This is a genomic window from Enterovibrio sp. QJM3NY_24 (genome assembly GCF_057786035.1).
Window position 1 is genome coordinate 2,963,877 of record NZ_CM173519.1, and the last position, 11,674, is coordinate 2,975,550.

General features: G+C 48.1%; 5 protein-coding genes, 3 tRNA genes and 3 rRNA genes. 3 read left to right on the forward strand and 8 right to left on the reverse strand.

The window, feature by feature from the left end; translation table 11 throughout:
- The first annotated feature begins 90 nt into the window (after positions 1-90).
- The gene (gene rdgC, locus AC3CIC_RS13125) at positions 91-1,002 is read left to right on the forward strand and encodes a recombination-associated protein RdgC (protein WP_488515915.1); all 912 of its coding nucleotides are present in this window, start codon (positions 91-93) and stop codon (positions 1,000-1,002) included.
- Between the two features lie 63 nt (positions 1,003-1,065).
- Here rdgC and AC3CIC_RS13130 read toward each other — a convergent pair whose 3' ends face one another.
- On the reverse strand, positions 1,066-2,334 hold the full coding sequence (locus AC3CIC_RS13130) for a peptidoglycan DD-metalloendopeptidase family protein (protein ID WP_488514831.1): 1,269 nt from the start codon (positions 2,332-2,334) through the stop codon (positions 1,066-1,068).
- 270 nt (positions 2,335-2,604) lie between these two features.
- Here AC3CIC_RS13130 and trhP point away from each other — a divergent pair, with 270 nt between their 5' ends.
- Entirely contained in the window at positions 2,605-4,002 is a 1,398-nt protein-coding gene (gene trhP, locus AC3CIC_RS13135; protein WP_017005046.1) for a prephenate-dependent tRNA uridine(34) hydroxylase TrhP, read from the forward strand.
- A gap of 3 nt (positions 4,003-4,005) precedes the next feature.
- Positions 4,006-4,260 (forward strand): YfhL family 4Fe-4S dicluster ferredoxin, encoded by a 255-nt coding sequence (locus AC3CIC_RS13140; RefSeq protein WP_016960570.1) that lies wholly within the window; start codon positions 4,006-4,008, stop codon positions 4,258-4,260.
- A 49-nt stretch (positions 4,261-4,309) separates the two neighbouring features.
- On the opposite strand, the gene mepA is transcribed toward AC3CIC_RS13140, so the two are convergent.
- From mepA to AC3CIC_RS13175, 7 genes are all read right to left on the reverse strand, one after another.
- Positions 4,310-5,134 (reverse strand): penicillin-insensitive murein endopeptidase, encoded by an 825-nt coding sequence (gene mepA / locus AC3CIC_RS13145; protein WP_488514832.1) that lies wholly within the window; start codon positions 5,132-5,134, stop codon positions 4,310-4,312.
- 287 nt (positions 5,135-5,421) lie between these two features.
- Positions 5,422-5,498 (reverse strand) — tRNA-Asp (locus tag AC3CIC_RS13150).
- 106 nt (positions 5,499-5,604) lie between these two features.
- Positions 5,605-5,720: ribosomal RNA gene (rrf, locus tag AC3CIC_RS13155) — 5S ribosomal RNA — on the reverse strand.
- A gap of 123 nt (positions 5,721-5,843) precedes the next feature.
- Positions 5,844-8,736: ribosomal RNA gene (locus tag AC3CIC_RS13160) — 23S ribosomal RNA — on the reverse strand.
- Between the two features lie 359 nt (positions 8,737-9,095).
- Positions 9,096-9,171 (reverse strand) — tRNA-Ala (locus AC3CIC_RS13165).
- A 44-nt stretch (positions 9,172-9,215) separates the two neighbouring features.
- A tRNA-Ile gene (locus AC3CIC_RS13170) sits at positions 9,216-9,292 on the reverse strand.
- A 152-nt stretch (positions 9,293-9,444) separates the two neighbouring features.
- A 16S ribosomal RNA gene (locus tag AC3CIC_RS13175) occupies positions 9,445-10,989 on the reverse strand.
- Together the 16S, 23S and 5S rRNA genes with 3 tRNA genes alongside form the textbook arrangement of a ribosomal RNA operon.
- Between the last annotated feature and the right edge of the window lie 685 nt (positions 10,990-11,674).

The following is an 11,674-nucleotide window of genomic DNA, read 5'->3' on the forward strand; positions in this document are numbered from 1 at the left end:
CCAAATTGTACTCCATTTGGAGCGACATTCTGCTATGAATGCAATACCATGTGGCCTTTGTCATTATCGGATGGATAGAGCCTCGCCATGATTTGGTTTAAGAATATTTTTGCCTACCGCCTTACTCGAGAAATCGATCTCGACCCTGAGCACATTGAAAAGCAGCTATCTGAGTTTCGTTTCACGCCATGTGGCAGCCAAGATATGCAGAAGTTCGGTTGGACGACGGCGCTGGGTAAACACGGCGATATGATGACTCACGTCAGCGATGACAATATTCTGATCTGTGCACGCAAAGAAGAAAAAATGCTGCCCGCGTCAGTGATCAAAGATTCGCTAAATGCTCGCGTTGAGGTAATGGAAACCGAACAAGGTCGCCCGCTTAAAAAGAAAGAAAAAGACAGCATTAAAGATGACATCGTGATGGACTTGCTCCCACGTGCATTTAGCCGCTTAAGCCAAACCTACGCGTTAATTATGCCAAAGACGGGCTTTGTGATTGTCGATGCTAGCAGTGCTAAAAAAGCAGAAGACATCTTGGCGCTGCTTCGCAAATCTTTGGGTAGTCTTCCTGTTGTTCCAGTGGAAACCAACAAGCCGGTGGAACTGGCGATGACTGAGTGGGTTCGCTCTAATGCCGCGCCAAAAGGTTTCACTATCGGTGATGAGGCTGAACTCAAAGCCATTTTGGAGCAAGGCGGCGTGATTCGCTGTAAGCAACAAGATCTGTCGAGTGATGAGATTCTGGCACATATTGAGGCAGAGAAGCTGGTCACCAAACTGGCACTCAACTGGCAAGATCGTATTGATTTGATGCTGTGTGATGACATGTCTATCAAGCGCATTAAGTTCTCTGAAGAACTACGCGATCAAAATGCGGACATTGACCGTGAAGATATGGCTCAACGTTTAGATGCAGATTTGTCGCTAATGTGCGGCGAGCTAGGCGCATTCCTGCCAAACCTCTATGAGGAACTTGACGGCGTCGATAGAGCGGAATAATTCGGTGTAAACAGCACAGTCTGCATATTAAAACGGGGCATCGTAATGATGCCCCGTTTTTGGTTACTTGAATTGCTGTGCCAACATCATCTTGTCAAACGCGGCGACTGATTTCTTAAAATCAGTCATTTCAGCACGAGGCACAGATGTCGCCATAGGGATTTTGGCTTTCATCGGATTGACAGCTCTACCACGACTTAGCAATTCATAATGAATATGTGGCCCGGTCACGCGCCCACTGCGTCCAGATAATGCGATTTTCTGACCACGGCTCACGCGCTGCCCTTTGCGCACCAATATCTTGCTGTTATGCAGATAGCGAGTACGAAATTGGTTGCCATGGTCTATGACGATATACTTACCTGCGTAAGGGTGATTACGCACCATCACCACGACACCATCACCTGTCGAAACCACCGGTGTTCCTGTGGCAACGGCAAAATCAGTACCATTGTGCGGCGAAACTCGCCCTGTCACTGGGTGTTTTCTTTTGGGGTTAAAGTGGGAACTGATGCGTCCCTTATAAGTCATCGGATAGCGCTGAAACGCACTCTGAAGACTTTCGCCTCGATTGTCATAATAGTTGCCATCCGAATGAAGATAAGCCGTGATAGGCGCACCTCTTCGCTCTATACGGATACCTTGTATTTCGCGCTGCCCACTGGGTTGACCATCAACAAACTGCTCCGCTCGAACCACTTCAAACTTATCGCCGGCACGTAGATCACGAGAAAAGTTAATTTTGTCTTTGAGTAGGCTGGTGACAACTTCAACATCGTTGTAGCTCAATCCGGCTCGGCGGGCTGAGACAGAAAAGCTTCCTTCGATATCACCAGCGGCTACTGTCTGAATCCATTTACCTGGGACAATGATCTCTTCCAACTCGTACGAGCCATCGTCCAAAAGTTTGTATTGCACCTTCTGAGCAATGTTAAATTCAAGCTCTAGCTTTTCAAGGTGTTTACCACTGCCATCAACCCAAAAGCGCAAAATGTCATTGGGTTTTAACGTATCGATACGCAGGTGGTTTAAATCCGCTTCCATTAATTTCAGCAAGTCGCTGTATGGGATCCCCAGTTTCATGAAAATTTCGCTGAGACTATCACCTGACTGAATGGTGTATTCATAGGCAGGGAGGTCTATGGCTATTTCTGAGGGCGCTTCCACCGCAGGCTGCGATGGCATCACAGATTCTGAGATGTTGAGGGGGATGATTCGAATCGGGTCGTTTTTCATGTTAACGGACACCGCCATCGTCACGAGTGACAATCCCATCAAGCCAAGCATCGATTTAGACAGCTTACTAAACGTCTTGGGTTTCTTTTCGTACATCAATCCACTTCTCAAACTTCTGATTTTTGCTCGTTCAATGAGAACTATAGGTGACAGTATAATAAAGCACCGTACAATTCATTTCATCATAATGTCAATTTATGCGCTGCTAATGAGTAAGTTTGCAGACCATAGGAAAGACATTATTTTCTTCGATTGGTTTCCCGAATGGAACTGGCTATGTTAACCAGATCACAGTAAAATCGCCCGCTACCCCGCATCAAGTTCGATGTGGCCTGACTTAGACTCAGAAAATAGAAGCCCAAGAATATGTTTGTACCAGAACTTTTGTCGCCAGCTGGCAGCCTAAAAAACATGCGTTACGCTTTCGCTTATGGCGCAGATGCAGTCTACGCGGGCCAACCGCGTTATAGCCTTCGTGTGCGCAACAATGAATTCAATCACGAAAACCTTCAAATCGGTATCGATGAAGCTCATGCGTTGGGCAAGAAGTTCTACGTGGTATGTAATATTCAGCCACACAACTCGAAGCTGAAGACCTTTATTCGCGATCTTAAGCCCGTCGTAGACATGGGACCTGATGCTCTAATCATGTCAGACCCAGGTCTTATCATGATGGTTCGTGAAGCATTCCCTGAGATGGCTATTCACCTGTCAGTCCAAGCAAATGCTGTTAACTGGGCGACTGTAAAGTTCTGGAAAACCCAAGGCGTTGAGCGTGTCATTCTGTCGCGTGAATTGTCTTTGGAAGAAATCGAAGAAATTCGACAAGAAGTCCCTGAGATGGAACTTGAAATATTCGTTCATGGCGCACTTTGCATGGCGTACTCTGGACGATGCCTACTTTCAGGCTACATCAACAAACGTGACCCGAACCAAGGCACTTGCACCAACGCTTGCCGTTGGGAATATAAGGCAGAAAAAGCGACAGAGGACGAAACCGGGCAAATCGTTGAAGTGCCTAAAACGTCTGGCGTGCAAATTCACGAAGCCGAAGAGCGCCCTGATAACACCTTGGGTCTGGGTAAGCCAATTGATGACGTTGTTCTGCTGAGCGAAGCACATCGCCCTGAAGAGAAAATGGCTGCGTTTGAAGATGAGCACGGCACGTATATCATGAACTCAAAAGACCTTCGTGCTATTCAGCATGTTGATCGCCTAACTAAAATGGGTGTTCATTCACTGAAAATTGAAGGTCGTACCAAGTCTTTCTATTACTGCGCACGTACAGCGCAAGTTTACCGAAAAGCAATTGATGACGCTGTTGCAGGTAAGCCTTTTGACGAAACACTCATGTCTACGCTTGAAAGCCTTGCTCACCGTGGATACACAGAAGGATTTCTTCGCCGTCACAACCATAGCGAATACCAAAACTATGACTACGGATACTCTGTATCTGACAGCCAGCAATTCGTTGGTGAATTCACGGGTAAACGTCGTGGAAATTTGGCTGAAGTTGAAGTGAAGAACAAATTTGTTGTTGGTGACTCAATCGAAATGATGACGCCAAATGGTAATGTTGTATTTACACTCGAAACGATGGAAAACCGTAAGAGCGAAGTTATCGACGACGCAAAAGGTAACGGACACTTTGTCTTTATCCCGATGCCAGAAGATATGGATTTATCGTTTGGTTTGCTAATGCGCAATCTGGTTGCAGGTACTAATACCCGTAATCCAAACGCCATTGAAGTGGTGAGTGCGTAATCCATGGCACTACTGATCACCGAGAAGTGCATTAACTGTGACATGTGCGATCCAGAGTGTCCGAACGAAGCAATAACGTTTGGGGCTGAGATCTACGAAATTGATCCAGACAAATGCACGGAATGCGTTGGTCACTATGAGAAGCCAACCTGTCAGTCCGTTTGTCCAATCAACAATTGCATCATCATTGATCCTGACAATCAGGAAGCCAATGACGAGCTATTGGAAAAGTTCGTCAAACTGCAAGGTTTAGCCTAGTTGAGTAAGCGCCTGTTAGAGGCGCTTTTTTTTATTGCGTCAGAACTATCTAGCACTCACTAGGCTTCACCTTAACTCGCTTCTTCTTCTTGACTGTTTCTTTGTTTTTTTTACCATCGTCAGGCTTAGGTCGCCAGCTCATCAACTCTGATCCGCAACCATCACCTGCTGGTATAACATTTTGTGGCACGCATTCCTGACTCCCGTCAGGACAATGAAGTCTGACATGCATATGATAATGATGGCCCCACCATGGTCTCACCTTTCTTAGCCAAGCTCTGTCTTCCCACTCCATGCCACAAAGCGTTTCTTTTATGACGGGATGTACAAATATCCTTGCAACCTCAGGCTCTGAAGCTGCGACCTGAAAAAGGATCGCATGATCATCCATCCAAGTATCTCGACGAAGTGAGTAGCTCTTTAGATCAACTACACTGACCGCCGTTGGGCTTTCTAACCTTTCCCGAGTTAAAGTTTCCGGTGCAAAGCTAAGCCAAATATCCGCATCCAACCCTGTTTGATGGCTTGAATGGCCACTCGTAAAATTTCCGCCTCGTGGCATAGAAATGTCTGCGATCATCAAATCATCCAGTCCAAATCCTTGTGTCTTTGAAGCAAGTTTTTTGAGATAAGCAACCATGTCAGGATGTGCATAGTAGCGATGACGAGAAGAACGGATCACTTGATAACCTACACCATTAAGCGGTAACGCTTCTGCGCCACTCAAACATCCATTGGCATAACTTCCTATCGACTGCTCACTGCCTTTTGAAGGATTAGTAACATTTTCCCATGGATTAGCATTTGCTATAGCAATCAAACTGCCAAGCAAGAAAAGAAAGATAAAAAGGATCATAAGTAGATTTTTCTTCATTTCGCCCCCGCCACATTCACCTTAGTAACATCCTAGCAGGCTACTTCTTTCAAATTGTTAACCTAACGAAATTTGAGAGGCGTAATACCAACAGCGGAATCCCAACAGCGGAATCACAAATAAGAGGATTAAGTAAGAACACAAGATAGTCACAAATTACAGAATAATGCGTATTGTGTCGCTTGCGAGGATATCAAGCGGTGATTAAGTCAAGGAAAGCGAGGGGGGAATTTGAAACTTACAGACGATAAAAAGCCACGTCATTTCTGACGAGGCTTCTTAATAAATGGCGGAGCGGACGGGACTCGAACCCGCGACCCCCGGCGTGACAGGCCGGTATTCTAACCAACTGAACTACCGCTCCACACGAAGATAAACACCTTGGTGTCTATCCGATACACACCGTTCAATGCGTGTATCTAAACTTTTTGCCTTCATCTTTTTCTTAAAAAGATGAAAACGAATTTGAAGCCTGGCGATGTCCTACTCTCACATGGGGAGACCCCACACTACCATCAGCGCTATTACGTTTCACTACTGAGTTCGGCATGGGATCAGGTGGGTCCATAATGCTATGGTCGCCAAGCAAATTTTGTATTGTCCCCCGCCAGCAGGCGGAAAACGAAAATCTGGGAAAATTCTGACTAGTGACTTCTCAATACACATTCAACGTTCTTATCTGAGTCCGCTAAAACCCCTTGGGTGTTGTATGGTTAAGCCTCACGGGCAATTAGTACAGGTTAGCTCAATGCCTCGCAGCACTTACACACCCTGCCTATCTACGTCGTAGTCTCCAACAACCCTTTAGGACACTTATAGTGTCAGGGATGACTCATCTCGAGGCTTGCTTCGCGCTTAGATGCTTTCAGCGCTTATCAATTCCGAACTTAGCTACCGGGCAATGCCACTGGCGTGACAACCCGAACACCAGAGGTTCGTCCACTCCGGTCCTCTCGTACTAGGAGCAGCCCCTCTCAATCATCCAACGCCCACGGCAGATAGGGACCGAACTGTCTCACGACGTTCTAAACCCAGCTCGCGTACCACTTTAAATGGCGAACAGCCATACCCTTGGGACCGACTTCAGCCCCAGGATGTGATGAGCCGACATCGAGGTGCCAAACACCGCCGTCGATATGAACTCTTGGGCGGTATCAGCCTGTTATCCCCGGAGTACCTTTTATCCGTTGAGCGATGACCCTTCCATTCAGAACCACCGGATCACTATGACCTACTTTCGTACCTGCTCGAATTGTCATTCTCGCAGTCAAGCGGGCTTATGCCATTGCACTAACCTCACGATGTCCGACCGTGATTAGCCCACCTTCGTGCTCCTCCGTTACTCTTTGGGAGGAGACCGCCCCAGTCAAACTACCCACCAGGCACTGTCCGCAATCCCGATAAGGGACCAACGTTAGAACATCAAGCATACAAGGGTGGTATTTCAAGATTGCCTCCACACCATCTAGCGACGATGCTTCAAAGGCTCCCACCTATCCTACACATGTAGGGTCAATGTTCAGTGCCAAGCTGTAGTAAAGGTTCACGGGGTCTTTCCGTCTAGCCGCGGGTACACAGCATCTTCACTGCGATTTCAATTTCACTGAGTCTCGGGTGGAGACAGCGTGGCCATCATTACGCCATTCGTGCAGGTCGGAACTTACCCGACAAGGAATTTCGCTACCTTAGGACCGTTATAGTTACGGCCGCCGTTTACCGGGGCTTCGATCAAGAGCTTCTCCGAAGATAACCCCATCAATTAACCTTCCGGCACCGGGCAGGCGTCACACCGTATACGTCATCTTTCGATTTTGCACAGTGCTATGTTTTTAATAAACAGTTGCAGCCACCTGGTATCTGCGACTGCCTCTAGCTCCATCCGCGAGGGACTTCACCGGAGGCAGCGTACCTTCTCCCGAAGTTACGGTACCATTTTGCCTAGTTCCTTCACCCGAGTTCTCTCAAGCGCCTTGGTATTCTCTACCCGACCACCTGTGTCGGTTTGGGGTACGATTCCTTATAACCTGAAGCTTAGAGGCTTTTCCCGGAAGCATGGCATCAATGACTTCATCACCGTAGTGACTCGACATCGTGTCTCAGTGTTAACAGCGTCCCGGATTTACCTAAGACACCCACCTACGCACTTGAACTTGGACAACCGTCGCCAAGCCCACCTAGCCTTCTCCGTCCCCCCATCGCAGTTATAAGCAGTACGGGAATATTAACCCGTTTCCCATCGACTACGCCTTTCGGCCTCGCCTTAGGGGTCGACTTACCCTGCCCCGATTAACGTTGGACAGGAACCCTTGGTCTTCCGGCGAGGAGGTTTTTCACCCCCTTTATCGTTACTCATGTCAGCATTCGCACTTCTGATACCTCCAGCAAACCTTACAGTTCACCTTCAACGGCTTACAGAACGCTCCCCTACCCAACAATTCCGAAGAATTGATGCCGCAGCTTCGGTGTATCGCTTAGCCCCGTTACATCTTCCGCGCAGGCCGACTCGACCAGTGAGCTATTACGCTTTCTTTAAATGATGGCTGCTTCTAAGCCAACATCCTGGCTGTCTGAGCCTTCCCACATCGTTTCCCACTTAGCGATAACTTTGGGACCTTAGCTGGCGGTCTGGGTTGTTTCCCTCTCCACGACGGACGTTAGCACCCGCCGTGTGTCTCCCGGATAGTACTTACTGGTATTCGGAGTTTGCAAAGGGTTGGTAAGTCGGGATGACCCCCTAGCCTTAACAGTGCTCTACCCCCAGTAGTATTCGTCCGAGGCGCTACCTAAATAGCTTTCGGGGAGAACCAGCTATCTCCGAGTTTGATTGGCCTTTCACCCCTAGCCACAAGTCATCCGCTAATTTTTCAACATTAGTCGGTTCGGTCCTCCAATTGATGTTACTCAATCTTCAACCTGCCCATGGCTAGATCACTCGGTTTCGGGTCTACTCCTAGCAACTCATTCGCCCAGTTAAGACTCGGTTTCCCTACGGCTCCCCTATTCGGTTAACCTTGCTACTAAAAGTAAGTCGCTGACCCATTATACAAAAGGTACGCAGTCACCCCACGAAGAGGCTCCCACTGCTTGTACGTACACGGTTTCAGGTTCTATTTCACTCCCCTCACAGGGGTTCTTTTCGCCTTTCCCTCACGGTACTGGTTCACTATCGGTCAGTCAGGAGTATTTAGCCTTGGAGGATGGTCCCCCCATGTTCAGACAGGATACCACGTGTCCCGTCCTACTCGTTTTCACAATAAAAGCATTGTCGTGTACGGGGCTATCACCCTGTATCGCGCCACTTTCCAGAGGCTTCCACTAACACTTAAACTGCTTAAGGGCTAATCCGGGGTCGCTCGCCGCTACTGCCGGAATCTCAATTGATTTCTTTTCCTTCGGGTACTTAGATGTTTCAGTTCCCCGAGTTCGCCTCATACAGCTATGTATTCACTGCATGATACGTGCTTATGCACGTGGGTTTCCCCATTCGGAAATCGTAGACTCAAGTGGCTTTTACTGCCTTATCTACGCTTATCGCAAGTTAATACGTCCTTCATCGCCTCTGACTGCCAAGGCATCCACCGTGTACGCTTAGTCACTTAACCATACAACCCCAAGAGGTCTTTATGTATGGACAAACAACCAAGGTGACTCTCGTTAAAGAGTCGGTTCAGCTTTCGCTGAACGGTTTTTCGCCGGACTCAAATATGTTCATCTTTCGATGAAACCAAGAACACTTGAATGTGTTTGGTGTTAATCCCATCAGGATTAACGTTTTGAGAACTTTTGTTTCATTACCTCTCGGGTAGAGAGATAAGAAACAGATTTCAATTTATTTCCTCTCTATAAAGAGAAGTCATAAATCTACTAGTCAGCTTTCCAGATTTTTAAAGAGCAAAGTGATGTGTCTCTGATACAGAGATGTCCACTTTCTAAAGACACTCGTGAGAATGCGTTTAAAGAGTGGTGGAGCTATGCGGGATCGAACCGCAGACCTCCTGCGTGCAAGGCAGGCGCTCTCCCAGCTGAGCTATAACCCCATCGAATACTTAGTGTTTAACCAATCTCGTCTAGGAAACGAAATTGGTGGGTCTGAGTGGACTTGAACCACCGACCTCACCCTTATCAGGGGTGCGCTCTAACCACCTGAGCTACAGACCCAATTTTGCGTCCCTGGCTGTGAACCAACGACCTCACCCTCTTTTACCAAGGGAATGGGGTGCTAACCACAGGGGCAACAAACACATCTAAGTAATGTTCTTTGCTTTTTCAACCTATACAATTTGTGTGAGCACTTGCATTAATAGTATCGTTAAGGAGGTGATCCAGCCCCAGGTTCCCCTAGGGCTACCTTGTTACGACTTCACCCCAGTCATGAACCACACCGTGGTAAACGCCCTCCCGAAGGTTAAGCTATCTACTTCTGGTGCAGCCCACTCCCATGGTGTGACGGGCGGTGTGTACAAGGCCCGGGAACGTATTCACCGTGGCATTCTGATCCACGATTACTAGCGATTCCGACTTCACGGAGTCGAGTTGCAGACTCCGATCCGGACTACGACGTACTTTCTGGGATTCGCTCCACCTCGCGGTCTCGCTGCCCTCTGTATACGCCATTGTAGCACGTGTGTAGCCCTACTCGTAAGGGCCATGATGACTTGACGTCGTCCCCACCTTCCTCCGGTTTATCACCGGCAGTCTCCCTGGAGTTCCCGACATTACTCGCTGGCAAACAAGGATAAGGGTTGCGCTCGTTGCGGGACTTAACCCAACATTTCACAACACGAGCTGACGACAGCCATGCAGCACCTGTCTCACAGTTCCCGAAGGCACTAAGCTATCTCTAGCGAATTCTGTGGATGTCAAGAGTAGGTAAGGTTCTTCGCGTTGCATCGAATTAAACCACATGCTCCACCGCTTGTGCGGGCCCCCGTCAATTCATTTGAGTTTTAATCTTGCGACCGTACTCCCCAGGCGGTCTACTTAACGCGTTAGCTCCGGAAGCCACGGCTCTAGGCCACAACCTCCAAGTAGACATCGTTTACAGCGTGGACTACCAGGGTATCTAATCCTGTTTGCTCCCCACGCTTTCGCATCTGAGCGTCAGTCTTTGTCCAGGGGGCCGCCTTCGCCACCGGTATTCCTTCAGATCTCTACGCATTTCACCGCTACACCTGAAATTCTACCCCCCTCTACAAGACTCTAGCCTGCCAGTTCAAAATGCGGTTCCCAGGTTGAGCCCGGGGCTTTCACATCTTGCTTAACAAACCGCCTGCATGCGCTTTACGCCCAGTAATTCCGATTAACGCTCGCACCCTCCGTATTACCGCGGCTGCTGGCACGGAGTTAGCCGGTGCTTCTTCTGCAGCTAACGTCAAATTAATACGCTATTAACGTACCAACCTTCCTCACTGCTGAAAGTGCTTTACAACCCGAAGGCCTTCTTCACACACGCGGCATGGCTGCATCAGGCTTGCGCCCATTGTGCAATATTCCCCACTGCTGCCTCCCGTAGGAGTCTGGACCGTGTCTCAGTTCCAGTGTGGCTGATCATCCTCTCAAACCAGCTAGGGATCGTCGCCTTGGTGAGCCATTACCTCACCAACTAGCTAATCCCAACTGGGCCCATCCCGACGCGAGAGGTCCGAAGATCCCCCTCTTTGGTCCGTAGACATCATGCGGTATTAGCAGTCGTTTCCAACTGTTATCCCCCACGTCAGGGCAGGTTCCCAGCCATTACTCACCCGTCCGCCGCTCGTCATCTTCAAAAGCAAGCTCTTGAAATGTTACCGCTCGACTTGCATGTGTTAGGCCTGCCGCCAGCGTTCAATCTGAGCCATGATCAAACTCTTCAATTAGAATTTTTCTTGTTATCCCCATTTCCGAAGAAACAGGTCTAACGCTCAATGAATACTGAATTACTTTTTTGCCCTAAGGCAAATCTGCATTGACTGTGTTGACAGTGTGACTCCGTAGAGTTCAACCATCTTAGGTCACTCAGTTCATTGATAAATCTTATGTCTATCAAGTACGAGTGCCCACACAGATTGTATAGGTCAAATTGTTAAAGAACGTTGACTGTAGAAGCGACTCCATGGAGACGTCTTCTCATCGTCAGGGCTGCGAATTCTACGCTGCCAGGCGATGAAGTCAAGAAGAAATTTTGAGATTTTTCAGCGTGCTGCTCACCGCATCCAAAACGTCTTGTTGACTCCCTTCAACCGCGATAAGCACTGGGCTTTTCCGTTGAAGCAGGCGGGCATTCTACTGATTGGGTCGTTAACGTCAAGCGTTTATTTCCATTCAGTTTTGAAGCCGTTTTCGCCATATCGATTCAATGGGCGTTTCCTACTGGAAGCACTCACCGTGTCGATGGGCTGCATTATAGGGAGAATTGATATGTTGGCAAGGGATTTTTTAGAAAACCTCAATAAATAGACCTTTTTGCTCGACAATCACTCAAGACGCTTATAAAGCAATCTAATCCACCAGATTAAATGCACTAAAAGCAAGAAAGAGGCTATTTCTAGCCTCTTTCCATGT